Source organism: Pallidibacillus pasinlerensis (assembly GCF_009996845.1).
GTDB classification, from domain to species: domain Bacteria; phylum Bacillota; class Bacilli; order Bacillales; family Caldibacillaceae; genus Pallidibacillus; species Pallidibacillus pasinlerensis.
Window position 1 is genome coordinate 1 of record NZ_JAACYS010000050.1, and the last position, 24,986, is coordinate 24,986.

28 protein-coding genes are annotated in these 24,986 nt (G+C 35.1%); 10 read left to right on the top strand and 18 right to left on the bottom strand.

All coding sequences use genetic code 11. The features are described 5' to 3' along the window. Positions 1 to 20 precede the first annotated feature (20 nt). On the top strand, positions 21 to 356 hold the full coding sequence (locus tag GW534_RS10795) for a CHY zinc finger protein (RefSeq protein WP_312854658.1): 336 nt from the start codon (positions 21 to 23) through the stop codon (positions 354 to 356). 60 nt (positions 357 to 416) lie between these two features. On the opposite strand, the gene GW534_RS10800 is transcribed toward GW534_RS10795, so the two are convergent. Further along, positions 417 to 902: a glutathione peroxidase gene (locus tag GW534_RS10800; protein ID WP_161921028.1), complete on the bottom strand. Its 486-nt coding sequence runs from the start codon at positions 900 to 902 to the stop codon at positions 417 to 419. A gap of 379 nt (positions 903 to 1,281) precedes the next feature. Here GW534_RS10800 and GW534_RS10805 point away from each other — a divergent pair, with 379 nt between their 5' ends. Then, entirely contained in the window at positions 1,282 to 2,766 is a 1,485-nt protein-coding gene (locus tag GW534_RS10805) for an aldehyde dehydrogenase family protein (protein WP_161921029.1), read from the top strand. Between the two features lie 74 nt (positions 2,767 to 2,840). On the opposite strand, the gene GW534_RS10810 is transcribed toward GW534_RS10805, so the two are convergent. Continuing rightward, positions 2,841 to 3,020 carry a Fe3+ hydroxamate ABC transporter substrate-binding protein gene (locus tag GW534_RS10810; RefSeq protein ID WP_161921030.1) on the bottom strand — a complete coding sequence of 60 codons (180 nt, stop codon included), beginning with the start codon at positions 3,018 to 3,020 and terminating at the stop codon, positions 2,841 to 2,843. 197 nt (positions 3,021 to 3,217) lie between these two features. Here GW534_RS10810 and GW534_RS16925 point away from each other — a divergent pair, with 197 nt between their 5' ends. Continuing rightward, complete coding sequence (locus tag GW534_RS16925) at positions 3,218 to 3,706, top strand: 3D domain-containing protein (RefSeq protein ID WP_407670463.1); 489 nt, start codon at positions 3,218 to 3,220, stop codon at positions 3,704 to 3,706. Positions 3,707 to 3,778: 72 nt separating this feature from the next. On the opposite strand, the gene GW534_RS10820 is transcribed toward GW534_RS16925, so the two are convergent. From GW534_RS10820 to GW534_RS10830, 3 genes are all read right to left on the bottom strand, one after another. Next, entirely contained in the window at positions 3,779 to 4,573 is a 795-nt protein-coding gene (locus GW534_RS10820; RefSeq protein WP_161921031.1) for an EAL domain-containing protein, read from the bottom strand. A 135-nt stretch (positions 4,574 to 4,708) separates the two neighbouring features. Beyond that, positions 4,709 to 5,434, bottom strand: coding sequence for a hypothetical protein (locus GW534_RS10825; protein WP_161921032.1), 726 nt, complete (start codon positions 5,432 to 5,434; stop codon positions 4,709 to 4,711). 219 nt (positions 5,435 to 5,653) lie between these two features. Next, a complete protein-coding gene (locus tag GW534_RS10830; RefSeq protein ID WP_161921033.1) occupies positions 5,654 to 5,911 on the bottom strand; it encodes a hypothetical protein in 258 nt (85 codons plus the stop codon). Positions 5,912 to 6,011: 100 nt separating this feature from the next. Between GW534_RS10830 and GW534_RS10835 the strand changes: the two genes are divergently transcribed. Next, the gene (locus GW534_RS10835) at positions 6,012 to 6,509 is read left to right on the top strand and encodes a pyridoxamine 5'-phosphate oxidase family protein (protein WP_202630899.1); all 498 of its coding nucleotides are present in this window, start codon (positions 6,012 to 6,014) and stop codon (positions 6,507 to 6,509) included. A 267-nt stretch (positions 6,510 to 6,776) separates the two neighbouring features. On the opposite strand, the gene spxA is transcribed toward GW534_RS10835, so the two are convergent. From spxA to GW534_RS10855, 4 genes are all read right to left on the bottom strand, one after another. Next, positions 6,777 to 7,172, bottom strand: a complete 396-nt coding sequence (spxA, locus tag GW534_RS10840; RefSeq protein WP_161921034.1) for a transcriptional regulator SpxA — start codon at positions 7,170 to 7,172, stop codon at positions 6,777 to 6,779. Positions 7,173 to 7,251: 79 nt separating this feature from the next. Continuing rightward, the gene (locus GW534_RS10845) at positions 7,252 to 7,680 is read right to left on the bottom strand and encodes a MarR family winged helix-turn-helix transcriptional regulator (protein WP_161921035.1); all 429 of its coding nucleotides are present in this window, start codon (positions 7,678 to 7,680) and stop codon (positions 7,252 to 7,254) included. A gap of 93 nt (positions 7,681 to 7,773) precedes the next feature. Further along, positions 7,774 to 8,103, bottom strand: a complete 330-nt coding sequence (locus GW534_RS10850) for an EamA family transporter (RefSeq protein WP_312854659.1) — start codon at positions 8,101 to 8,103, stop codon at positions 7,774 to 7,776. A 68-nt stretch (positions 8,104 to 8,171) separates the two neighbouring features. After that, entirely contained in the window at positions 8,172 to 8,588 is a 417-nt protein-coding gene (locus tag GW534_RS10855; protein WP_312854660.1) for a DMT family transporter, read from the bottom strand. 132 nt (positions 8,589 to 8,720) lie between these two features. On the opposite strand from GW534_RS10855, the gene GW534_RS10860 reads away from it, so the two are divergent. Beyond that, a complete protein-coding gene (locus GW534_RS10860) occupies positions 8,721 to 9,284 on the top strand; it encodes a transcription repressor NadR (RefSeq protein WP_202630900.1) in 564 nt (187 codons plus the stop codon). A gap of 1,411 nt (positions 9,285 to 10,695) precedes the next feature. After that, entirely contained in the window at positions 10,696 to 11,193 is a 498-nt protein-coding gene (locus GW534_RS10865) for a nucleoside 2-deoxyribosyltransferase (protein WP_161921039.1), read from the top strand. 63 nt (positions 11,194 to 11,256) lie between these two features. Here GW534_RS10865 and GW534_RS10870 read toward each other — a convergent pair whose 3' ends face one another. Beyond that, positions 11,257 to 11,604: a phage holin family protein gene (locus tag GW534_RS10870; RefSeq protein WP_161921040.1), complete on the bottom strand. Its 348-nt coding sequence runs from the start codon at positions 11,602 to 11,604 to the stop codon at positions 11,257 to 11,259. A gap of 195 nt (positions 11,605 to 11,799) precedes the next feature. On the opposite strand from GW534_RS10870, the gene GW534_RS10875 reads away from it, so the two are divergent. Continuing rightward, positions 11,800 to 12,573: an SDR family NAD(P)-dependent oxidoreductase gene (locus tag GW534_RS10875; RefSeq protein ID WP_246204091.1), complete on the top strand. Its 774-nt coding sequence runs from the start codon at positions 11,800 to 11,802 to the stop codon at positions 12,571 to 12,573. A gap of 72 nt (positions 12,574 to 12,645) precedes the next feature. Here the strand turns inward: GW534_RS10875 and guaC are convergent, their stop codons facing one another. The 4 genes from guaC to GW534_RS10895 form a co-directional block, all read right to left on the bottom strand. Then, a complete protein-coding gene (guaC, locus tag GW534_RS10880) occupies positions 12,646 to 13,629 on the bottom strand; it encodes a GMP reductase (RefSeq protein WP_161921041.1) in 984 nt (327 codons plus the stop codon). Positions 13,630 to 13,820: 191 nt separating this feature from the next. After that, a complete protein-coding gene (locus GW534_RS10885) occupies positions 13,821 to 15,227 on the bottom strand; it encodes a YfcC family protein (protein WP_161921042.1) in 1,407 nt (468 codons plus the stop codon). A gap of 83 nt (positions 15,228 to 15,310) precedes the next feature. Then, complete coding sequence (locus GW534_RS10890) at positions 15,311 to 16,030, bottom strand: YwiC-like family protein (RefSeq protein WP_161921043.1); 720 nt, start codon at positions 16,028 to 16,030, stop codon at positions 15,311 to 15,313. A gap of 150 nt (positions 16,031 to 16,180) precedes the next feature. Continuing rightward, positions 16,181 to 16,480: a HesB/YadR/YfhF family protein gene (locus GW534_RS10895; protein WP_161921044.1), complete on the bottom strand. Its 300-nt coding sequence runs from the start codon at positions 16,478 to 16,480 to the stop codon at positions 16,181 to 16,183. Between the two features lie 269 nt (positions 16,481 to 16,749). On the opposite strand from GW534_RS10895, the gene GW534_RS10900 reads away from it, so the two are divergent. From GW534_RS10900 to GW534_RS10910, 3 genes are all read left to right on the top strand, one after another. After that, positions 16,750 to 17,283: a DUF402 domain-containing protein gene (locus tag GW534_RS10900; protein ID WP_161921045.1), complete on the top strand. Its 534-nt coding sequence runs from the start codon at positions 16,750 to 16,752 to the stop codon at positions 17,281 to 17,283. 333 nt (positions 17,284 to 17,616) lie between these two features. Then, on the top strand, positions 17,617 to 17,727 hold the full coding sequence (locus GW534_RS16930; RefSeq protein WP_407670465.1) for a hypothetical protein: 111 nt from the start codon (positions 17,617 to 17,619) through the stop codon (positions 17,725 to 17,727). Between the two features lie 119 nt (positions 17,728 to 17,846). Continuing rightward, positions 17,847 to 19,436: a long-chain-fatty-acid--CoA ligase gene (locus tag GW534_RS10910; RefSeq protein ID WP_161921046.1), complete on the top strand. Its 1,590-nt coding sequence runs from the start codon at positions 17,847 to 17,849 to the stop codon at positions 19,434 to 19,436. 1,085 nt (positions 19,437 to 20,521) lie between these two features. Here GW534_RS10910 and GW534_RS10915 read toward each other — a convergent pair. From GW534_RS10915 to ehuC, 4 genes are all read right to left on the bottom strand, one after another. Continuing rightward, positions 20,522 to 22,546 (bottom strand): penicillin-binding transpeptidase domain-containing protein, encoded by a 2,025-nt coding sequence (locus GW534_RS10915; protein ID WP_161921047.1) that lies wholly within the window; start codon positions 22,544 to 22,546, stop codon positions 20,522 to 20,524. Between the two features lie 260 nt (positions 22,547 to 22,806). Next, positions 22,807 to 23,631 (bottom strand): ectoine/hydroxyectoine ABC transporter ATP-binding protein EhuA, encoded by an 825-nt coding sequence (gene ehuA, locus GW534_RS10920; RefSeq protein ID WP_161921048.1) that lies wholly within the window; start codon positions 23,629 to 23,631, stop codon positions 22,807 to 22,809. A 5-nt stretch (positions 23,632 to 23,636) separates the two neighbouring features. Then, on the bottom strand, positions 23,637 to 24,302 hold the full coding sequence (gene ehuD / locus GW534_RS10925) for an ectoine/hydroxyectoine ABC transporter permease subunit EhuD (protein ID WP_161921049.1): 666 nt from the start codon (positions 24,300 to 24,302) through the stop codon (positions 23,637 to 23,639). After that, entirely contained in the window at positions 24,299 to 24,955 is a 657-nt protein-coding gene (ehuC, locus tag GW534_RS10930; protein ID WP_161921050.1) for an ectoine/hydroxyectoine ABC transporter permease subunit EhuC, read from the bottom strand. The genes ehuD and ehuC overlap by 4 nt, the downstream gene beginning before the upstream one ends. Positions 24,956 to 24,986 lie beyond the last annotated feature (31 nt).

A 24,986-nucleotide genomic window follows, 5' to 3' on the forward strand; every position in this document is an offset into this window, starting at 1 on the left:
CCGTATACCAAAGGGGTGGAATAATGAAAATTTATGGGTTTACTGTTGATGATGTAGGTCGATGCAAACATTATCATAGAGAGAATGATATTATTTCGATAAAATTTAAATGTTGTAACAAGTATTATCCATGTTTTAAATGTCATGAGGAGTCAGAAAATCATATAATGCAGCCTTGGTCACAAGAAGAATTTGATCACTATGCGATTTTGTGTGGAAACTGTAAGAAGGAATTAACGATTAATGAATATCTAAAAAACGGTAAATGTATATATTGTCATAGTGGGTTTAACCCAAATTGTTCATTACATTACCATATTTATTTTGATCTTCCTAAACATAGTCCGACAAATTAATTATTTTTACTCATTATTTCCAAAAAAATAAAGGGCAAGATTTTGCCCTTCCCTATTGCCCTAATTTGCTCCTAACAATTTTTCTATATCTTCTTTTATCTTCATCGGTGAAACATTTGAAGCAAAGCGTTTTACAACTTTTCCGTTACGGTCAACGAGGAACTTAGTGAAATTCCACTTTATCGTTTCACTACTGAGGACACCTTTTGCTTCCTTTTTTAAGTATTTAAATAATGGATGAGCATTTTCTCCGTTCACATCCACTTTCGCAAACATCGGAAAAGTAACCCCATAGTTCATTTCACAAAACTCAGCTATGTCCTCTTCTGTACCTGGTTCTTGACCACCAAATTGGTTACAAGGAAAACCAAGAACTTCAAAACCACGCTCATAATATTCATCATATAATTGTTGTAATTCCTTATATTGTGGTGTGAAACCACATTTACTCGCGGTATTTACAATTAAAAGTACTTTTCCACTAAATTTCTCTAGGCTAATCTCTTCACCTTGTATCGTTTTTGCGGAGTATGAATAAACAGTCATTTGAAACACTCCTTTCTATTACTTCACAGTTGTTTTTAGTTTAGCAAAAGAAAAATGAAAGTAACAGTTTTAAGATTAAAAAAAAAGGCCATCCTACATTAGAAAAACTTTTATTCCTCGCCTTTCTTCAGACCTCTTGTAAATCTACTGCATTCTCGTTGTAAATTTATGTTAAGATATTGAAAAAATTGTCGTACGTTAGATTATTATGTAGTTTTCTCTATAATTTACTAGAATCATACGAAATCATGTCAATTATTGTCTATTTTTTTAGAAAATATAGAATTGAATTAATATACAAGCGATGTTATTATAAAAAGTGGAGGCAACATGATAGACTCTATCGAAAAAATAATTTTAAAAGGAGGAGTTTATTAATATGAGCCAAACAGCAATTCAACTACGAGAAAAAGTAGAGAAGTTTTTACAAGGTACTAAACGACTTTACATTAATGGTGAATTTGTTGAAAGCGCTTCCGAGAAAACCTTCGAATCTATTAACCCTGCAACAGGTGAGGTTCTAGCACACGTATCAGAGGCTGGTCCAGAAGATATTGATCGCGCTGTAAAAGCTGCTCGTGTCGCTTTCGATGAAGGACCATGGTCAAAAATGACCCCTGCTGAAAGAAGTCGATTAATTTATAAATTAGCTGATTTAATGGAAGAAAATAAAGAAGAATTAGCGGAATTAGAAACACTTGATAACGGTAAACCAATTCGTGAAACGAGAAATGCGGACCTTCCACTAGCAATAGAGCATTTACGTTACTATGCTGGCTGGACAACAAAAATTGTTGGTCAAACAATTCCTGTAAATGGCCCATACTTAAACTACACAAGACATGAGCCTGTAGGTGTTGTTGGACAAATCATCCCATGGAACTTCCCGCTACTCATGGCAATGTGGAAGATGGGGGCAGCACTTGCTACAGGATGTACAATTGTACTTAAGCCTGCTGAGCAAACACCACTTTCTGCATTATACTTAGCTGAGTTAATCGAAGAAGCTGGATTTCCTAAAGGTGTTGTAAACATTGTACCAGGTTTTGGTGAAACTGCAGGTCAACCACTTGTAGATCACCCACAAGTAGATAAAATTGCCTTTACAGGTTCAACTGAAGTTGGAAAACTAATCATGGGACGTGCTTCTAAGTCCTTAAAGCGTGTAACTCTAGAATTAGGTGGAAAATCACCAAACATCATTTTACCAGACGCAGACTTCTCAAAAGCAATCCCTGGTGCACTAAATGGTGTAATGTTTAACCAAGGTCAAGTTTGCTGTGCTGGTTCACGTGTATTCATTCAGAAAAAACAATATGATAACATCGTTGCTGACATGGTTAGCCATGCTAAGAGCATCAAGCAAGGCTTCGGCTTAAAAGAAGATACTGAAATGGGACCACTTGTTTCCGATGAACAACATAAGAAAGTTTTAGGCTACGTGGAAAAAGGGGTTGAAGAAGGTGCCGAACTTTTAACAGGTGGAGATGTACCATTTAAACAAGGTTACTTCGTTGAGCCAACAATCTTTGCGAACGTTGACAACGAAATGACAATTGCTAAAGAAGAAATCTTCGGTCCTGTAATTGCTGCTCTCCCATATGACGATATTGATGACTTAATTGATCGTGCAAACGACAGCGCATATGGATTAGCTGCTGGAGTTTGGACACGTGATGTAGCAAAAGCTCACTACATTGCTGAAAGACTCAGAGCAGGTACTGTATGGGTGAACTGCTATAACGTGTTCGATGCGGCAAGTCCATTTGGTGGTTATAAGCAATCTGGTATCGGACGTGAAATGGGATCATATGCTCTAGACAACTATACAGAAGTTAAGAGCGTATGGGTTTCTCTAAAATAATATAAAAATACTTACGAAAGGGGCTGATTTTTGTCAGCCCCTTATATCTATCTAAGAAATTATGACAATAAAATTTAGTTATTGTTTTGCCTCCCCTCAAAACAATCTTTACAAATAATCTTCCCCTCATTTTGAATAAACGCTTTTAATTCCGTAAATCCTCGTGATTTTGGATAACACATTTTCACATAAACTTCTTCATATGCTTCAATATTTTTCCCACAAAATGAATAAGTTGGTTCTATTTTAAACATGATTAATCCTCATTTCACCGTAATTTTTTCAAAAAATATTTTCTATCATTCTATCATATTAAAAAATTCAGTTATATTTCAGACCTATTACAATCCTCCTATTTTGAAACATTCTCTTAAAAAATTTTAATCCGTACGTAATTCGACTGTAAGACAAGCTTGTTAAGATAGATATGCTTAATTAAGGAGGAACAATAGTGATTAAATCAATCCAATTAATGTTCGTCGGTTTTTTTTCAATTAGTTTATTTACAAATCCATTTATGGATGAACAAACAACAATTACAAATGATGTTAATATAAATGAATCAAATATAGCAGAGTTACAATCCGATACGCATGCTGAGCGAAAAATATATGAAAAAACTTTAAATGAAGAACTTTTGGAAGTGGGTGAAACGTTTACCGTAACAGCAACAGCTTATACAAAAGACTGTGCTGGATGTTCAGGAATTACAAAAACAGGAATAAATTTAAATGAAAATCCTGATATGAAAGTTATCGCCGTTGACCCATCTGTTATTCCACTTAATTCAAAAGTTTATGTTGAAGGTTATGGATACGCAGTTGCTGGTGACACAGGTGGCGCAATTAAAGGTAATAAAATTGATCTATACTTTCAAAGTGAAAGTGAAGCTATCAATTGGGGCGTCCGTTCTGTAGATATTACAATAATTGATTCATAAAAAGGTCTGACTAGTTAAGGTCAGACCTTTTTTTACATAGTGTACAATCCTCATTAATTACATCGCAATATTTTACACGCTCACCCTTTCCAACTTATACCAGTTGGCCATCTCTTCTCCTGATACAGATGGACTATAATAGAAACCTTGAATCTCATCACAATTTAACTCCTGTAAAATTGTCAGTTGATTTTTCGTTTCTACCCCTTCTGCGACAGTTTTTTTCCCCATTCGTTTACTCATTTCAATAAAAGATTTTACGATATATCGATTGTCATAACTACATTCAATATCCCGAATGAATGAGCGATCAAATTTAACCGTATCAAATGGAAACTCAGATAATGTTGTAAATGACGTATAGCCTTTTCCTAAATCATCTAAGGCAAATGAAAATCCTAATTCCCTCAACTGTGAAAATTGTTGATTAACAATGTCTGTTTTATGTAGAATTGCTTCTTCGGTTATTTCGATTTCAAAAATATCAGGTGAAACACAATGATGTTGAAAAATTTTATGAATCGTTTTAACTAAAGTTGGATTTAAAAAACTTTTCGGCGATAAATTAAATGACACACCTTTAACAGGAACATTATCTCTTTCCCATTGTTTTACTTGTTCACAAACAGTATTGACGACAAGTTCCATCATTTTTCCATTTAGCCCATATTCCATCACTAAAGGAATAAAAATTCCTGGTGACACATTCCCATATTGTGGATGTTTCCATCGAAGCAGTGCCTCAGATCCAGCAATTTTTCCTTCGCTAATGTTTATTTTCGGTTGATATTCGATATGTAGTGCATTATTTTTAATCGCATCATGCAAGTCGTCCCGCAATATAGTTGGGGCAATAGTGATGTTCATTCTGACACCTCTTGTAATTGTACTTTTATGCACCTTTTTGCATTAAAATAATTATATAGAAATAATATACTTTCCTCAATGAGAATTACAATATTTGGTAAGAAAGAACTAACTAGATGCGATTTTTTTAAGTATTTAATCAATGATCGACTTAAATTGATTTAAATCAATCACCCATTGTTCATAAGGGGTCGAACGTTTTAATAAGAAGTTAGCGAATTTATTAATTTTATTATTATTTTCATTAAAAAATTCCACTTTTGCTGAGGCAGTATTAAAGAATAAATCATTTTGCCTTTCGTTTTTTTCTATTGATAAAATCGATAAATAAGATACTTTATTTACTATATCTCGAAAACAATTTTTGCAACTTCGACCATCACTTACTAAATTAAATAATGTTTCATCTTGCTGATTGATTGCTATTATAAAGGCTTGAAAAAGTTCTTCTACACTCGCATCCTGCAAATAATCATGTAATTTACCACTCGCTTTTAAAACCATTAATTGATGGGCGGAATCAACGCGATTGGATCGGTGAGTTGTACTCCCATAAAAATGAACACAAAAATGCCCTCGAAAATCATTTTTTAATACACCTGCTCCATGAGGCATGCCAGCCATTGACGCAGCAATCATTTTATCTCCTGCTAAAACAATAATCGCTTTTCGATTCCAACTCCATTTACCGTTGTAAATTTTTTTCATAATCGCAGTTTCTTTGTTCGATAACGGTTGAACATCGGCATGGCGACTTCCTGCCCGCCTTTGTACACGAAACATTAATCCCGTTTCCACATCGATAATCATAAATTTCGACTTATTTGGGATGATTTCATCTACTTCTTCCCACGGTAACAATTCAACTCGAAACTAATTGGCGTATTCTCATCTTCCAATTTTGTGTCATCAGCAAAAATAGGTTTGCCACTGCCAAATAACATAATTACTAAGAGGAAACATTGTGCGATTTTTTTTATCATTGGAATCTCCCTTTTTCACCTATTTTTTGCTGTACTACAGTAAAATATTATTTCTAGATAAAAAAGAAGTACGCCTATCAACTAGCGTACTCCGAGCTTATATATATTTTTTTAATATTCTCCAGGCAATAAATAGTCCGCCTAAGATGACACCGATGCTTAATACAAAAAAGACAACACCGATCACAATTTCAATGAGTAATTTAATAATAAAAATAGCTGCTAAAACTACTAAAATTATTTTTATTATATCTTTAAAATCCATCGAAACACCCTCTCTTACGACGATTTCACTAACTATAATAAGTGTATCATTTAAATGAAGTTTTAAAAATAGGTATTTAACCTTATTCAAAATTCCAATTCGTTTTATTTTAAAATAAAAATTCGTATGTTAAAATATTTCTGTAATTGATGTATTTTAAATATATCTTTTAAGGGAAAGGGAGAGAATATTGAGAGGTATTATTGCAAACGAAAAACGAAAAATGTCCGATGAACAAACAATTGAATTTTTGAAAAAAGCAAAAGTTGCTCACGTTGCTACGGTCGATCAAGACGGGTATCCGTATGTAATTCCCCTCATTTATTATTTTAATGGGAAGGATAAAGTATATTTACATACAGGTAATTTACGCCAAAGTCATTTTGTAGAAAACATTGAACATAATCCGAAAGTAAGTATCGAAGTTTCTGAGATGGGGGATATTCATCCAGGTAAAAAGTATGCATGTCAGTCTGCGTTAGTGTATATGAGCGTTGTGTTATTTGGGCAAATAAAGAAAATTGATGATGATGCAAAAAAAGAATGGTTCTTTGATCGTCTATTAGAAAAATATGGAAACCCGGAATGGAACTTTGAAAAAGGCTACCCTGCCCTACCAAAAATCGATTTATTTGAAGTACAAATCGAAAAAATGACAGGAAAACTAAACGAAGGGTTTAGACATTAAGTTTCGGTGGCGGACGCTTTCCGCCGGCACGGTCTCAGCCTCCTCGTACCTGCGGGGACTTCGCCTCGAGCTATTCCCGCAGGACACTGAAAATGCTTCTTTGAGTTCACACCGCAAGAAAAAATGAGAAACACTCTGAGATCACTCATGCGAATTTACATCGCACGCAAAAAAGCGTTTAGCTTTTTTAAGATTTTTTCTGAGTCGCCGCCACCTCCACTTTTATCACTGTAACCTTTCCTTCTTCATAAAAAATATATAGCCAATTTAGTTAATCATCTTCTGTAATTCGTTCAGTTCGTATTCCCGTACTTTTCTTGGTAAAAATTTGCGGATTTCCTCATCGTTATAGCCAACTTGGATCCGTTTATCATCAACTAATATCGGACGTTTTAATATACTTGGATGTTTTTGAATAAGTTCATAAAGCTCTTTTAACTTCAACTGATTCAAATCTACCTTTAACTTTTGATATAATTTCGAACGCTTTGAAATAATTTCTTCCGTACCTTCATCCGTTAACCGCATAATGTTTTTTATTTCTTCTAAAGAAAGTGGTTCGTTTAAAATATTTCTTTCTTTAAAAGGGATATCGTTTTTTATTAACCAGTCCTTCGCTTTTCGACAAGACAAACAACTTGAAGTTACATACAATGTAACCATTCAACAACCTCTCCCTTCATTTAAAAATTCATATATTCTCATTTTAAATATTTAAATTTGAAATATTAGGCTAAAAAAATTAGTTTGCGTTATTTTCCACTTTCGTTAATATTTTTACCAATCCATCCATTTCTGTTTCTCTACAGTCAGCAAATATACGTTTCATTTTTTCTACATACTGCGGATAAATTTCATCCATTAATTGCGTTCCTGAATTTGTTATTTGTACAAACATAACACGCCGGTCTTCTTTACAAGGTGTTCTTTCGAGATAACCATTCTTTTCCAGTTTATCAACAACATACGTAATACTACTACTTGTGATCAATACTTTTTTACCAACTTTTTGAATGGGTTGTGCCCCTTCTTGATAAAGAAGTTCAAGAACAGAAAATTCATTATAATTCATTTTATATTTACTAATTAACTGTTTGATTGCTTCTTGGATAGAATGGGTGGTGCAAACCATTTTCTTATATACATTTATTAAATTATCATTTATTTTCATTGGTTTCCCTCCATTCTATATTACTTAGATTCACTTTTTACAACTTTAATTATCTTTACTTCGAGGTAATTATATCGTGAAATTCCTCGTCTGTCAAGGTGACCTACTATTTAGCATAAAAAGAGCACAGGAAATATGTGCCCTTATGTTTAAATCTTGTGGTGTTAAATATTTTAAACTACTTAAATAAAACCAAAACGACAACATCGTTCCAAATACAATGACCATCGTTAAATATACATACGTTTCTCCTGTCCATTTGCTTATATCTACAGCCCACGGCGGTTCGATAAAACTCATGCCAATTCCAGCAATTAACATCGCCCATCCGACAATAACTGTAGGATGATTTTCTTGTAAAAGTTTTACTGGATATAAAGTATAAAACGCGAGCGCCACACCAGATAATATCCCCCATACCACCGCACTCAACGGAACTTGCAAGCTCTGGAATGATCCATTTGTTAATAATAATAACGTTCCTATTAATGCTAGTAGAACTGAAGTGTATTTTTCAGATAGAACCGATCTTTCTTCGTTAATACTAAATAGATTAATATAAAAGCTGGACCTAAATATTGAAGTAATGTTGCGACCGCTGCATTTCCCTCATGAATGGATGCCATATATGTATACTCAACAGTCGTCATTCCAATTAAACTAAAAATAATCATTTGCATCGCTGTTTGTTTATTTTTCCAAATTGAAAATATGCTTTTTCCTTTATTCAAGAACATAGATAATATTAATAAAAGAACACCTGAAACTAGCAATCGAATGGTAACGAGCCAGTCGACAATTATATGGAAGTCTTGAAAACACTTTTGCGCCGTCGTTCCTGCAATTCCCCAAAAACTAGCTCCTAAAATTACAAGTATATAACCTAACCATCGTTTCTTATTTTCCACCAAAAGAGGCCCTCCCCTTCTCACCACCACAATTCTCAAGCAGAAACAATGATAACATGTTTCATTTCCTACAATATAGTATAATTAATATATATATAAAAAGTTTGAACTGTCTTGGTTTTTTGACCGGCAATGATTGATACAGAAAGGAGAACGTTTATATTGAAAGATGAAAAAATGATCGCAGCTGAGAGACAAGAATTTATAATATCCCAATTAAAAAAATCTAAAGAACCGATCTCTGGAAATCAATTTGCGAAAATGACAAACGTAAGTCGTCAAGTAATTGTCCAAGATATTTCCATTTTAAAAGCGAAAAAAGAACCAATCGTCGCCACAAGCCAAGGGTACATATATTTTCAAGAAGAAGCAGATAAAGGATTGGAAAAAAGAGTCATCGTATGTAAACATGCTCCTGAACAAACGAGAGAAGAATTATATACAATTGTTGACCACGGTGTAACTGTTAAAAATGTAATAGTAGAGCATCCTGTTTACGGTGATATTACCGCCGATTTACGATTAAGTAACCGAAAAGAAGTAGATCACTTTATTAAAAAAGTTGAAGAAACAAATTCTCCTTACTTATTAACATTACGCGACGGATTACATTTACATACTATTGAAGCGGATTCAGTTGATAAGATTGATGAGGTTTGTGAGGAATTAGAAAGAAAAGGGATTTTGATTAAATAGTTAGTTTTGGAATGTTTGTTTTGTCGGCGAATTGAATGTTTTCCACTTTTTGGCTTTTCGTGAACAAATTATATTTGGTGGTTGAGTGAAATATCCTTGAAATGAGATATCAAAGATATTTATGTTTGGATTGTGCTTGAAATGTCCTTGAGATGTGGGCTCATGGACATTTTGAGGCGATTTCAAGACTGAAATGTCCGCGAGAAGCGGGCTCATGGACATTTTGAGGCGATTTCTTGTCCGAAATGTCCGCGAGAGACGCTATCATGGACATTTTGTATCAATTTCACTTCCTAAATGTCCACGAGAAGCGGGCTCATGGACATTTTGAGCTGATTTCAAGCCTGAAATGTCCGCGAGAGACGCTATCATGGACATTTTGTATCAATTTCACTTCCTAAATGTCCACGAGAAGCCACATCAGAGACATTTTGAGCTGATTTCAAGCCTGAAATGTCCGCGAGAGACGCTATCATGGACATTTTGAATCAGTTTCACGGCCGAAATGTCCACGAGAAGCGGGCTCATGGACATTTTGAGGCGATTTCTTGCCCGAAATGTCCGCGAGAGACGCTATCATAGACATTTTGAATCAGTTTCACGGCCGAAATGTCCACGAGAAGCCGCATCAGAGACATTTTGAGCTGATTTCAACACCGAAATGTCCACGAGAAGCCGCATCAGAGACATTTTGAGCTGATTTCAAGCCTGAAATGTCCGCGAGAAGCCGCATCAGAGACATTTTATATCAATATCACGGGCGAAATGTCCACGAGAAGACGCATCAGAGACATTTTGAGCTGATTTCAAGACCGAAATGTCCGCGAGAGACGCTATCATGGACATTTTGAATCAGTTTCACAGCCGAAATGTCCACGAGAGACGCTATCATAGACATTTTGAATCAGTTTCACGGCCGAAATGTCCACGAGAAGCCGCATCAGAGACATTTTGAGCTGATTTCAAGACCGAAATGTCCGCGAGAGACGCTATCATAGACATTTTGAATCAGTTTCACGGCTGAAATGTCCGCGAGAAGCCGCATCAGAGACATTTTGAGCTGATTTCAAGCCCGAAATGTCCACGAGAAGCGGGCTCATGGACATTTTGAGGCGATTTCAAGACTGAAATGTCCGCGAGAGACGCTATCATGGACATTTTGTATCAAATTCACTCTCGAAATGTCCACGAGAGACGCTATCATGGACATTTTGCGTCAAATTTACTGTCAAAATGTCTTCGAAATCCGGAAATTTCAAAAGCTACATAAGAAGCATCAGCATCCATAATAAAAACTATAAATCAAAGTTTAATAATCTTAATTTCATACTTTTAAAAAAATCACATTGTAATCTATCCCCCGTTCCATTAGTATAAAACTGATAGACAAACAGCTTGAGGAGGTAATTTTGTGAAAGGATATTTAGCAAACGGTTTATTCGGACTTGGCGATCGCTTAGTAAACGAACTTATTGCCAAAGAATTACGTGAACTTTTTAACAAACACAATCTCACTCTCGATTTATATGTACCACAAGAAAATTTAGCAATTAACGATAAAAACAGTTATGCCGATAGTATTATGATTGCTGACGGTGACGATGCTTTTCTAAAAGAATCCGATTTTGTAATTGCCGTTATTGATGGTGTGGAAATCGATTCCGGTGTTGCCTGTGAAATTGGGGTTGCGACTACTTTAGGTAAAAAAGTATTCGGCCTCTTAACCGATACCCGTCAACAAGGCACGGGAAACAAAAAGAAAATCGAAGCATTAATTAATGATCCAACCGAAAATCAATTCGTATATCGTAACCTTTATGTCGTCGGTAAAATTAAAAAATCCGGTGGTATTTATTCTGATATTGAATCACTAAAAAACGCCATCCTAACTTTCGCAAAAGAAAAATAATAGAAATAAAAAAAGCTCGTTCAGAAAGAATGAGCTTTTTTAACCGCAACCATTATATTCAATTTAAGCTTGTTCCTCCGTCGTTATCCGCGTAACAATCGCTTGAATAATCGACATTAGAATCGAGGCGATAATTGCACTACCAAAACCATCTACTTCAAATCCATCGACCAATTGGGCTGTCCAATAAAATACGATTCCATTAATGATAATTAAAAATAATCCTAAGGTGAGCATTGTAATCGGTAATGTTAATAAAATTAAAATCGGTTTTACTATAATATTGATAATCGTCAAAATGATGACAAACAATACTGCAACACCATAATGTTCGATTGACACTGAAGGCATTAAGGCATCAATTAATAGTAATCCTGCCCCGATTAAAAATATTCGTAGTATCCAAATCATTTTTATATCCTCCCATTATTCTCAATTATATCATATTTCGCTAAAGCTTCTTTTATACCTTCTAGCATAATCAAACATTATGATAATGCAACAGAAAGTTTGTGAATTCGTTTACAAACTCAAAATTCGATAGTAAAATAAACGGTGTAATCGTTTTTAAACCATTTACTTTTTTTTTTAATTAGAGAAGATGATATGATGACATTTCCAGTTTTAGAAGGTAAAGTTGCAATCGTAACTGGCGCAGCAATGGGAATGGGGAAGGCTACTGCCAAACTATTCGCTGAAGCACGCACAAAAGTTATAGTTGCAGACTTTAATGAAGAAAAAGGTCTTGAAACTGTAAAGGAAATTCTTGAAGCTGGTGGTACAGCTCATTTTATAAAAGTTGATGTATCAGATTCTGAACAAGTTCAAAACATGGTGAAAGGAACTATCGAAAAATATCATCGACTTGATGTAGCTGTAAACAATACGGCATTAACGCCTGATGATAAACTAGTTTCTGAGTTTGATGAAGAATATTGGGATCGTCTAATGGCTGTTGACTTAAAGGGTGTCGCTTTATGTATGAAATATGAACTACAACAATTGATTACACAAGGTGAAGGCGGTTCAATCATTAACACTTCTTCTGTTAGCGGTTTCCGTCCACAACCACAAAATATCGCATACGTTGCAGCAAAACACGGTGTAGTCGGCATGACAAAAGGTGCCGCATTAGAAAATGGTCACCATAATATTCGAGTTAACTCCGTGGCACCTGGTGCAATCGATACACCCATGCTTCGTGGTGCGCTAGAACAATTCGGACTGAAAGAAGAAGATTACGCACCACAACTAAGTATATTAAACCGTTTCGGTAAACCTGAAGAAGTTGCCCAAGCAAGTTTATGGCTAGCTTCTGATCTTTCATCTTATGTAACTGGCACAACTATTCACGTAGATGCAGGTTACACTAGTCGTTAATTATTAAAAATCCATTAATCACTATTTTAACTGTAAAAAAGCGCAAAGGCTTCCAACCTTTGCACTATATTTTTAATATACCCGGTCACCATTGAAAATAGAATTTTTAACGATTACATAGTCCACATTACGTAAAGCACTTAATGTTTTTCCACCAGCATATGAAATTGAAGATTGTAAGTCCTCTTCCATTTCAGTTAACGTATCTTGTAAAGGTCCTTTATATGCAACCCACATTTTTTTACCTTCTACGTTTCTTCTTTCACCTTTTTGGAATTCAGAAGCAGAACCGAAATATTCTTTATAAAGTTTACCGTCTTTTTCTACTGTTTGACCTGGTGATTCTTCATGGCCTGCAAACAATGAACCAATCATCACCATTGACGCGCCGAAACGAATGGATTTTGCAATATCACCATGTGTACGGATTCCACCGTCAGCAATTAAAGGCTTTGTAGCCGCCTTTGCACACCAACGAAGGGCAGCCAATTGCCAGCCTCCAGTACCGAAGCCAGTTTTAATTTTTGTAATACATACTTTACCTGGACCGATTCCAACTTTTGTCGCATCTGCCCCTGCTTGTTCTAAATCACGAACCGCTTGTGGTGTACCAACATTACCGGCAATAACAAAACTATTTGGAAGGTATTTTTTAATATGTTTGATCATACTGATGACAGTATCCGCATGTCCGTGAGCAATATCAATAGTAATGTATTCTGGAGTTAATCCTGCTTCAGCTAACTCTTCAACAAATGCATATTCTTCGTCTTTTACTCCGACAGAAATCGAAGCATATAGACCACGTTCTTGCATATCTTTTACAAAATCTAAACGTGTTTCCGGATTGAAACGATGCATAATATAAAAATAGTCATTTTCAGCTAAATATAACGCTATTTTCTCATCAATAATTGTTTGCATATTAGCTGGAACAACTGGTAACCGGAATTTACGTCCACCAAATTCGATTGATGTATCACACTCTTTACGACTTTTCACGATACATTTTTCTGGAATTAATTGAATATCTTCATAATCAAATACATTTTCCATGATACCCACCTCAAAAACGAATGATTTTTTAAAAACATCAATAAATGTTCGACCTTTGATAATATACCCTATTTTGCAGTCGCTGTCAAAAGTTTTAATTATTAGTTTTTTCGTACAAGATCCCGGATTCTTTTCTTACTCAAAAAAAGACGTATGTCAGCAATGATGACATACGTCTTTTGTACTATTTATCACATAGGTCCCCAGTTGATCCAAACAGCCATCGCCATAAAAATCATGCCGATTGCAAACCAAATGAGTACAAGGGGTACCGCAAATTTAAACCATTTTGTAAGTGGAATGCCGGAAATCGCCAAGATCGCCATTAATGTTCCAGATAGAGGATTAATCACATTGGTAAAACCGTCTCCCATTGTATAAGCTTGCACGGCAACTTGTCTTGGAATGTTCATTAAATCTGCTAATGGAGTCATAATTGGCATCATGATAGACGCATGGGCTGTGCCTGAAGAAACGACAAAATTAAAAAGTCCATGGACAATAAACATGGCAATTGCCCCAGTTACATTGGAAAACGATTGAATTGTCGCATAAATACCTTGAACAATCGTATCAATAATCATCCCGTTTTCCATTACAATGACAATTCCTCGAGCTAAACCAATAATAGCGGCTCCGTAAAAAATGTTTTTACATCCATCTATAAAAGTTTGAACAAAGGCATTTGCACCCATTTTATCAAAAATAGCGGTTAATAATGCAATAAGAATAAACATCGCTGCTAGTTCATTAGTCGACCAATCCCACCTAAGTGCACCATAAATATAAATACCGATTCCGAATATTAACGGGGTAAGTACGAACAGATGTCGCAAGTTGAATTCTAATGTTATACTTTTCTGCATTTGAACGTCTAATTTCGGGAACCGATTCTCTGCTAATATACTTTTCTTTGGATCTTTTTTTATACGATTTGCATACCAAATAATATAAAGTAGTGTAACGATTACAATCATCATAAAAATAACAAAACGATATGCTAAACCAGAATAAATAGGGAGCTCAGCTAATTGTTGTGCAAGTCCAGTCCGAATTGGGTCCATAAATCCAATGGCAAATCCGGAGTACGCCCCTAAATACATGACAGCAACACCGACAAGGGCATCCAAATTCATCGCCTTCGCTAAACTTATCCCAATCGGAATAAACGCAATAACTGAAATGGAAATAATACCCATTCCACCTAATATAGATAGCATGCTAATTATTGCTGCAAATAATAACCATTCGCGATTTTTTGTTTTTTGAATTGTTTTTAAGATTAATGCATCAATAGCACCAGTCTTCTCAATGACAGTAAAGGTACCTCCAATAATTAAAACGAGGAAAATCATATCTGAAGCACGAATGAATCCTTCTTGAATCGCTAAAAAAATGTCAAAAAAGTCGATTGGTTGCCGTTCTACGAATTTGTAACTGTCTGGAACGATTGTTGTTATTCCAAGTTCATTTGTTTGTCTTTCAAAGGATCCTGCAGGAATGATATAAGTTAAAATTGCCACCAAAACAAGTACACAAAATAAAATAACATAAGCGTCTGGTCGAAAGTTTTTATTATTCTTATTATCTCGAAACATAGATCTGATGTCCTTTTTCTTTCATTATTTCTCAAAAAGAATAAATTATAGGGAAAACTTATCGCATTCGCAACCATTATGACTTATATAAGCACCAATATAATGATAATTGTAAAGAAAACCGAACTCAAAATTTCAGTTATTCCAATCGTCTTGATCGAAACTTTTTTACCGTATAAAATAATTGCTCTTATGGTACTAAATAAATAACTAAGAGCAAAACCAAATTGACCAATGATGATGAAAACAGCTTGCAATCCGATATGATATGCCCATGATACATATTTATACTTTACATTTTTCTTTTCCCGAATCATTGTTTTTACATAAAAAATTGTACCAAGAAAATATAAGAAAATAAGTAGAAAAATAAGGACAGCTTTTTCATCGATTATACCTGTCCCATAAAAATAGCTTGCAAGTCCACCAATTCCAAAAATAAAGACTGCAATTATATCATTCAATAAGGCTCGATCTTGTTTTTGCTTAGAAAAATACATGTTGATGTAGAAAAATGGAATCATAGCAAGTCCAAAATAAATGAGACGCGGTTCGTCTAACAATGGATAAAGTAAAAATAGTAATGCTGAAAGGAAAAAGAAAACAAACGATTTTATAAATTCTTTCTGTTTCTTTGTTTTCTTTAGCGACATTAAGAACGGATACGTCGACAAATAGAGAAATAACCATGCTAAAAATAAAGGAATATGTCCAATTTTCGGATTTCCAAGTAGAACATTTAATAAAAACGGAATTATAAGCATCGCCCAAGCACCATGTTGTTTCGGTATCACTGGCTTCATGTCCTCCACCTCATTCCATTAAAAACTACACAAAATTATAATTGGTTTAACCATTTTTAACTGTGAATTTTTTTACATCTTTACCGTTTTTCAACTTTGCAATTGTATACGATACAAAATCCCGCTTGAAATTTACAAGCGGGATTAATTTTATTCTGATTTCGTATAATTGTATACAAGCTCATCCTGTTCTTCATTGTAATCGACAAAAAGATCATGACCATCAAAGAACCATAAATCACGTTCTTCAACATAAAATACAAGGCCATCTTTTTCTGTATGTGCAGCCATATCTAAAGGCGAATTATCCTTAGTAAAGCCTAATGCATAACCGGGTTGGACGGGGCTTGTACCATATATTTGACTATAAAATTTAATTTTATCTCCATTTTCCAATCCCATTTCTTCTTTAAACCATTTAATCGCTGCATCACTTACTTCAATTTTCATTAGCTCACTCCTCTAAACGAATCTAAACATTATTATAGATATAATTTCCTATATTTACTAATAATTATACCTATGGAAAAAATCAGCAATATGTATCATTTTTTATAATAAAATAATTTTACTAATATTTTTGTGAAATAGTTCACCAACACCCACTTTTTACTTTATTTTTGAATGCAAGAAAAGTCAAGTGAATCAACTATCTATTATTTGACTTTTCCCTTTCTTAAGAATTTAATAGTTTTATATTATCAAGAGAGGGATATTTTATGTTAAAAAGAAAATACGCTAATCATCCAGGCTGGAAACGCATCCTTTCAAGTGAAAATAAACAATCTTTTATCCATGATAAAAATTTTCATGGCTATATCTCACTATATAAAATGGAGGAAGTTGCGACTCCCCTTTTTGTTACTTATGAGAATAATGAACCACTGTGCATTGCTGATAACGGCTATACTTGGCTCCACCAACTACCAATCAATCAAAACTTTGCTGTTACAACAATGTTTAACGAAAATGGCCAAATTGTCCAATGGTATATTGATATTTGTGAAAATATTGGTTTAGAAAATAACATTCCTTATTTTGATGACTTATTTTTAGATATCGTAATTTTACCTTCGGGTGAGGTATTTGTCCTCGATCAAGATGAATTGCAAGAAGCATATCAAACGAAACAAATTACAAATGCTCAATACAATTTAGCCTTAGATGTTTTAAAAAAGCTACAGCATTTGATTAAAATCGGAAAATTAGGTTTGCTAAATCAATCAATTGAACATCTCAATCTATTAAAGTAGAGATGATAAAATGCAAGATACAATTCGCGAAACATTTTATACAATTTGCCAAACAAGAATGTAAAAACTATACACCACTGTACGAATATTTGTCTTTTCAAATTGCGAAAGATGAAATGTTAGCAGCAAATTATCTTATAAAAAACAAAAGATTGCTTGAGTTTATTGATGGAGACGGTGTACAACTCCTCCCCACCATTACTAATAATATCCCAAAAAACTTAACTCTTTGTATTTTTCATATGTTGCCAATCAAATGGAAGTTCGTGAAAAGTTGTTATTAACGATTAAAAAATTGGACTCCAAAGGGACGTTTTTCATCTTTACAATAATATTTCTGATTCACGCCTCCACTTAGATTATTATATTAATGGAATAGAATATACGAGTACGATTGCTGAAACAGACGCCCACGGTCGATGGTTTAAATGGTTAACTAACTGAATATAAAACGGAATATTTTTAATAAATAGAATTTTATTGACAATATAATTTTCTGAATATAAAATAAATAAAAACTATTAATTCTTATAATCTATTAAAATCTAAAAGGAGTGGATAAAATGATTACACCATTAACACCTATAGATTGGAAACGAAGAGCCGTAAAGTATTATCCAAATAAAATTGCCGTTATTGATGAAGAGAAACAATTTACATACAAAGAGTTTGCAAATCGTGCTGACCGACTTTCCAAAGCCCTTTATAATGCTGGTGTTCGACAAGGTGATCATATTGCTGTCATGCTTCCGAACACACATTATATGTTGGAGTGTTTTTACGGGATTGCTCAACTCGGTGCGGTTATGGTTCCACTCAACTATCGAATTTCTGCAGAAGATATGGAATATATTATTAACCATAGTGATGCGAAAATGTTAATTGTCGATGAAGAGTTCACTCCACCAATTGAAAAAATTGTCGAACGTTTGAATTTAGAACAAATCATCGTCGTTGCAGTTGACGGATTTCAAACAAATTTAAACGCCGTATATTATGAAGACTTTATAAAACATGTGTCAAATGTAGAACTTCCGCAAATCGAAATTGATGAGAATGATCTTTTAACAATTAATTATACAAGTGGCACAACTTCAAGGCCTAAAGGAGTTATGTTAACACACCGGAATAACTATCTTAATGCCGCTGACTTTTTATATCATTTACGTGTACATCACGATGATGTTTATTTACATACCCTTCCGCTTTTCCATGTAAACGGTTGGGGGGGAATTTGGGCCATTACTGCCGCGGGAGCAACCCATGTTTGTTTACGTAAAGTAGACCCACCTGTTATTCTTGACTTATTTGAAAATAAAGGTATCACGTTCTTCTGTGCTGCACCAATTGTTCTTAACATGATTATGAACCATCCAAAAGTGAAAGAAACGAAGATTACTAGAAAAATGCGGATGGCAACTGCTGGCGCACCACCTGCTGCAGCGATTATAAAAAAAGCACAACAATTACTCGGATTAGACATCATCCATGTGTATGGACTAACGGAAACAACTCCATTTATTCTTTACTGTGAGTGGAAGGAAGTATTCAACTCATTATCTGAGGATGAACAAGCAACTATTAAGGCTAGACAAGGGGTTGAAATGATTTTTAACGGGGAAACGAAAGTTGTTCGTCCAAACGGAGAAGAAGTTGAATGGAATGGTGAAGAAGTCGGAGAAATTGTTGCCCGTGGAAACACTGTAATGAAAGGGTATTATAAAGATCCGGAAAAAACAAACGAAGAAATTGTTGATGGTTGGTTCCATACGGGAGATTTAGCTGTCGTCCATCCAGACGGATATATAGAAATTCGTGACCGTGCGAAAGACATCATTATTTCCGGTGGAGAAAATATTTCTTCAACAGAAGTAGAAAGTGGACTTTACAAACACCCTGCTGTTTTAGAATGTGCTGTCGTTGCTGTACCTGATGAAAAATGGGGAGAAGTACCAAAAGCCGTTATCGTTTTACAAGAAGGTGCAGAAGTGACAGAACAAGAAATCATAACTTATTGCCGTGACAATATGGCTCACTTTAAAGCTCCAAAGTCAGTTGAATTTGTCGATGCTTTACCAAAAACAGCAACAGGTAAAATTCAAAAATTCAAGTTACGCGAAAAAAATTGGAAAGGTGCAAAAAGGGTTAACTAATATGATGATTGAGGCAAGTGGGGTGCTGTTTGTGAGTGCTACTTGCCTTATTTTTTCATTATGCTGATTCCCTAAAAACCTGTGCCAAAATGATAGTTTTTAAAAGTACCATTTTACATTATTGGTGCAAATGATGCGCCATAAGTTCGGGTTGTCATTTTCTCACAGACATTTTCATCGTAATTCTTATCCAAAATGTCCTTGACAACAACTCTCGCGAACTTTTCAAGATCATTTTCATCACAAAATGTCCTTGACAACGCCTCTCATGGACATTTCAAGATCATTTTCATCACAAAATGTCCTTGACAACAACTCTCGCGGACATTTCAAGACCATTTTCATCACAAAATGTCCTTGACAACGCCTCTCGCGGACATTTCAAGATCATTTTCATCACAAAATGTCCTTGACAACAACTCTCGCGGACATTTCAAGACCATTTTCATCACAAAATGTCCTTGACAACAACTCTCGCGGACATTTCAAGCTCATTTTCATCACAAAATGTCCTTGACAACGCCTCTCATGGACATTTCAAGATCATTTTCATCACAAAATGTCCTTGACAACGCCTCTCATGGACATTTCAAGATCATTTTCATCACAAAATGTCTATGACAACGCCTCTCATGGACATTTCAAGATCATTTTCATCACAAATTGTCCTTGACAACAACTCTCGCGGACATTTCAAGATCATTTTCATCACAAAATGTCCATGACAACGCCTCTCATGGACATTTCAAGCTCATTTTCATCACAAAATGTCCTTGACAACAACTCTCGCGGACATTTCAAGCTCAACACAAGCCCAAAATGTCCACGACAACAACTCTCGTGGACATTTCTAACGCAAAACAAGCCCAAAATGTCCACAACAACACCACTCGCAGACATTCCCACCATTTTACTTCACATTATGTCCTCGATCCATCTTCTATCAGACATTCCAACACAAAATTCAAATTACTTTATCCTTATACCATCCCCCACATAAAAAACGGCTGTCTAGATTCATAAACCCTCCTCTAGACAGCCGCACAACGAAACCAAATCAAAAACTAGTTCCACAAAACAATATCTTACTTTTTAAACTTCACAAACAAATCTCTCACCGTCTCAACAACGGTTCTAGTCCCACCAAGTTCATGGGTTCCTTCCATTGTCATCGCGATTAACAAGTCCTGTTCTTCAGTGTTATATGCGACAAACCAGCCATTTTCAACCCCTTGTTCACCTTGGGCAGCTTTTCCGACTTCTGTTGTTCCTGTTTTCCCAGATAATGGTAAGTCGTCCATGTTAGCTGGTTTTCCTGTCCCACTCGTAATAACTTTTCGTAAGTAGTCAGCAATTAAATTCGCATGTTCTGGAGATACGACTCCTTCTTTCCAAATTTCTCCCTTTTCTTCCTCTTCCAACAGAACCGGTTTAATTAAATTTCCTTCATTTATAAACGCACCATAACTTAATGCTAAATGCATAATATTTGTTTGCACTTCCCCTTGTCCATATGCAGTATCTGCTAATAAAATTTCATCATTTAATTCACCATCATTTGAAATTTGTGAAGGTTGAAGTGCATAAGAGTATGGAATTTCTTCAGTGAAACCGAACTTTTTAAGTCCTGCAATATAATCCTTCTCACCCATATTTAGCGCTGTTCGTGCAAAGTAAATATTATCAGATAATACCATCGCATCTTCTAATTTTACAGGACGTCCTGGATCAGATACGCGAGTAATATGGTATGTTCCCCAAGTTTCATCCTTTTGCCATCTCTTACCAGATATATTCATTTCCGTATCCGGTGTTATCGTACCATTTTCTAATCCGATTGCCGCTGTATATATTTTCATTACTGAACCTGGTGTATGTGGCAACACAAAGCGGTTCAATGTTGGTTTTAACGGGTTCTCATCTAGCTTTTGTTCTTCACTTCCAGACATAAACATGTAGGAGTTTGGATCAAAGGAAGGACTGCTCACTAAAGCTAACGTTTCTCCTGTTTTTGGATGAATCGCAACCGCAGTTCCACCATTCCCATTAAAGCTCTTGAACATTTCTTGCTGCATCGTACTGTCGATTGTCAATTGAATCGTTTCACCATTTTTTACCGGTTTTTCAGCAACCGTAAGTTTTGAACCGTCTGGATTTTCTAAGTAAATTTTCACACCATCTTCAGCCCGTAGTCGATCTTCTAAAATTTGCTCTAGACCACGTTTACCAATAAAGTCACCCGGCGAATACCCTTCATTTTTTTCTAACTCTTCCGCAGTAATTTCACCGATATAACCGATTAAATGGGCTGCAGATTCACCAATTGGATAAACACGCCCACTAACTTTTCTCGTTTGCACTCCTGGAATTTGTTCAATATTTTCCAGTAAACCTTCTTGTGTATTCGGAATCGACTTAATTGGCACATAATAATCTGGTTGAACCCAACTTGCATTCAATTTTTTATCAATTTCATCAACGGTCATATTTAAGTAACCGGCAAGTTTAGACTTCACTTCATTTTCCTGACCCTCAATTTGTTCAGGTACTAATCCTACTTCAAAAACTTCACCATTAATCGCAATACCGTTACCATTACGATCTAAAATTTCTCCTCGGGATCCAGGTACTGTTGAAAAACGAACTTTATGTTCCGGTTCCATTCCCTCAAAGATAAAGCCGTGGTCCCATTCAATTAACCAGTCATCCTTTTCATCTTCTCGCTCAGCTGGAATTTTAATCATTTTCGCTTCATGATTAAATTCAATTGGACCAGCCATAGAATTCATCGAAACGGTAAATGGAACAACCGCTTCCATTGTTTCTTCAGTAATTTCTTCAGCTGGCTCGTTAAAAGTCACTTTTAAATCAGTAATTTCTAAGTCACCATAAATTTTACTTAGTCTTTCCGCAAACTCTTCCTTAGTATAAAACTCATTAGATTCATCAGTATGCATGTCATATAGCTTGTCAAATTCCCCTTTTTGCCAATGCTTTACATATGTATCAAACACATCTTGTGGCTTTACTATATCATCCTTTTTATTACAAGCTGATAATAGTAAAAGTAGAACAAGTATACTAAATAAAGCAATATGCCTTTTCTTCATATATACCCTCCCTGTTCTCTTAGTTTTGATATTTTTACCTTCTGATTTCATATGTGACTTTTGTAGCAAATATGAAATTTAGTAATGTTAATATACTCATATTTTAATTCATCTGTAAAAAAACTTCACGACTTTACCTTTGTTTTTATGTAAAAATATTATCAATCTCAAAAAAAAGAAAACTTCCTCTACAAGGAAGTTTACGAAAAAAACGATATTTTACTTTATTATTTTGATGTTCTAATTTATATATAACAATATTATTGTCGTAAAAAACGCTTTAAAAAATTTTGTAATCTTAAACTTCGTGGGTTTTCAAATATCTCGTTCGGCGTGCCTTCTTCTTCGATTTTTCCATCATGTAAAAATACAATGCGATCGGAAATTTCCTTTGCAAAATCCATTTCATGGGTTACAAGAATCATTGCCATATCTGTTTCATTTGCTAACTCACGAATCACTTCCAACACTTCACCAACTAGTTCCGGGTCAAGGGCAGATGTTACCTCATCAAATAACATCACTTTTGGCTGCATCACAACTGCTCGAGCAATCGCTACCCGCTGCTTTTGACCGCCGGATAATTGCTCTGGATACTTATCAAGATGGTCTCGTAAGCCGACCTTTGTTAACATCTCAACGGACCGTTCCTTTGCTTCTTCCTTCGGTAAACCTAGCACACGAACTGGTGCCTCCATCACATTCCGCAAGATTGTCATATGTGGAAATAGATTAAAATGTTGAAAAACCATCCCAATATTCGTCCGCATTTTCCGTAAATGTTTTTCATCTGCTTCAACTAATTGTCCCTTTTTATTTTCCTTATGCCATAAATACTCATCTTCAAATTTTATAAAACCGGATGTTGGTTTTTCCAACGTCATAAGCATCCGAATAATTGTCGTTTTCCCTGAACCACTCGGTCCAATCAAACCTAACTTTTCCCCTTTTTTTACTTCTAAGTTCAAATTCTTTAACACTCTCACATCACCATAGGACTTCGAAACATTGACATAGTGTACTAATGTTTCTGTCGTTTCTTTTACTGGATCAATCGTATATAATTCCTTTTCAATAACACCCATTCATTTCACCCTCTAACCTTTTTCATTTTCGAGCGTTTTTCCAAATAATTAATAAGTAATGCTGACGGATAGCTTAATAGTAAAAATAGCAACCCGACAATTGTGTACGCTTCTAAATATTTAAAATGCGCCGCGCCAATTAATTTTGCTTCTTGTAAAAATTCGTGAACACCAATGGCCATTAACAACGGAGTTTCCTTAAATAAAACGATTAAATAATTCCCCATCATTGGGATCACTGGAGGAATGGCTTGCGGTAAAATCACACGAAACCAAGTTTGTACTTTTGAAAAGTTCATCGCCTTAGCCGCTTCCCATTGCCCAATTGGTACAGCATCAATTCCCGAACGATAAACTTCCGCTAAGTACGTACTATAATGAATCCCTAACGTTAAAATTCCTGCGGTATACTTATCTAAAGAAATCCCGACTGTAGGTAAAGCAAAATAAACAAAGAACAATTGAATTAACGGCGGTGTACTACGAACAAACTCAATAAACCCATTTGTGATATAAGTAATTAATTTATATTTTGTCCGCCTTAAAAAAGTTAAGACTAAACCGAAAACAACGGCTACTAAATAGGCACCAAAGGTTACCGCTAGTACGAGCCATAGGGCGCTTGCAATGACTGGAAATATTTCTACCGCAAAATCCCAACTCCATGTCATACTTTCGCCACTCCTTTCGATAGGTTTTTCTCAAATTTACGAACGAGTAAAACGAAAGGAAGTGCGATGAGAAAATAGACAATTAATAATACAATAAAGACCGGCATCGTATAACTCAAATTGACGTTTTGAAGCATTAAACCTTGGTAAGTAAGATCATTTAACGTAATCATTGAAACTAGTGATGTTCCTTTAATTAGTTCAATGATGTTATTACCAAAACCAGGAAGCATGATCCGAAGGGCTTGTGGGAGAATCACAATTCGCATTCGTTGCCAGTATGTCATATTTAAAGCGATCGCAGCTTCCGTCTGTCCTTTTGAAATGGCAAGAATGGAACCTCTAACGACTTCGGAGGCATAGGCACCGTAGTTTAATCCTAAAGCGACAATCGCGGCAAATAATGGGGTAAATTGGATGCCAAAGGCTGGTAAGGCAAAAAACAACCAAAACAATTGAACGAGTAAAGATGTTCCACGAAATAACTCGACATAAATTGTTGTGATCAAACGAATGAATCTAAATCGAGATAACCGCCCAAACCCAGCGACAAATGCAACAACAATCGCTAAAATTGCTGAAAATACTAAAACTTGTAATGTCACTTTTAGTCCGGGTAATATACGTACCAATATGTCAGCGTATATATCCATTTTTATTTTCACCTTTCCAATCTATCAATCT

What these genes read in the sequence shown, in the direction of transcription:
- GW534_RS10800 (WP_161921028.1), bottom strand. Translation starts at nt 902, where the DNA reads ATGACTGTTTATTCATACTCCGCAAAAACGATACAAGGTGAAGAGATT.
- GW534_RS10805 (WP_161921029.1), top strand. Translation starts at nt 1,282, where the DNA reads ATGAGCCAAACAGCAATTCAACTACGAGAAAAAGTAGAGAAGTTTTTA.
- GW534_RS10810 (WP_161921030.1), bottom strand. Translation starts at nt 3,020, where the DNA reads ATGTTTAAAATAGAACCAACTTATTCATTTTGTGGGAAAAATATTGAA.
- GW534_RS10820 (WP_161921031.1), bottom strand. Translation starts at nt 4,573, where the DNA reads ATGAACATCACTATTGCCCCAACTATATTGCGGGACGACTTGCATGAT.
- spxA (WP_161921034.1), bottom strand. Translation starts at nt 7,172, where the DNA reads ATGGTTACATTGTATGTAACTTCAAGTTGTTTGTCTTGTCGAAAAGCG.
- GW534_RS10845 (WP_161921035.1), bottom strand. Translation starts at nt 7,680, where the DNA reads ATGAAAATAAATGATAATTTAATAAATGTATATAAGAAAATGGTTTGC.
- GW534_RS10860 (WP_202630900.1), top strand. Translation starts at nt 8,721, where the DNA reads ATGATTGATACAGAAAGGAGAACGTTTATATTGAAAGATGAAAAAATG.
- GW534_RS10870 (WP_161921040.1), bottom strand. Translation starts at nt 11,604, where the DNA reads ATGATTTGGATACTACGAATATTTTTAATCGGGGCAGGATTACTATTA.
- GW534_RS10875 (WP_246204091.1), top strand. Translation starts at nt 11,800, where the DNA reads ATGATGACATTTCCAGTTTTAGAAGGTAAAGTTGCAATCGTAACTGGC.
- guaC (WP_161921041.1), bottom strand. Translation starts at nt 13,629, where the DNA reads ATGGAAAATGTATTTGATTATGAAGATATTCAATTAATTCCAGAAAAA.
- GW534_RS10885 (WP_161921042.1), bottom strand. Translation starts at nt 15,227, where the DNA reads ATGTTTCGAGATAATAAGAATAATAAAAACTTTCGACCAGACGCTTAT.
- GW534_RS10890 (WP_161921043.1), bottom strand. Translation starts at nt 16,030, where the DNA reads ATGAAGCCAGTGATACCGAAACAACATGGTGCTTGGGCGATGCTTATA.
- GW534_RS10895 (WP_161921044.1), bottom strand. Translation starts at nt 16,480, where the DNA reads ATGAAAATTGAAGTAAGTGATGCAGCGATTAAATGGTTTAAAGAAGAA.
- GW534_RS10900 (WP_161921045.1), top strand. Translation starts at nt 16,750, where the DNA reads ATGTTAAAAAGAAAATACGCTAATCATCCAGGCTGGAAACGCATCCTT.
- GW534_RS10910 (WP_161921046.1), top strand. Translation starts at nt 17,847, where the DNA reads ATGATTACACCATTAACACCTATAGATTGGAAACGAAGAGCCGTAAAG.
- GW534_RS10915 (WP_161921047.1), bottom strand. Translation starts at nt 22,546, where the DNA reads ATGAAGAAAAGGCATATTGCTTTATTTAGTATACTTGTTCTACTTTTA.
- ehuA (WP_161921048.1), bottom strand. Translation starts at nt 23,631, where the DNA reads ATGGGTGTTATTGAAAAGGAATTATATACGATTGATCCAGTAAAAGAA.
- ehuD (WP_161921049.1), bottom strand. Translation starts at nt 24,302, where the DNA reads ATGACATGGAGTTGGGATTTTGCGGTAGAAATATTTCCAGTCATTGCA.
- ehuC (WP_161921050.1), bottom strand. Translation starts at nt 24,955, where the DNA reads ATGGATATATACGCTGACATATTGGTACGTATATTACCCGGACTAAAA.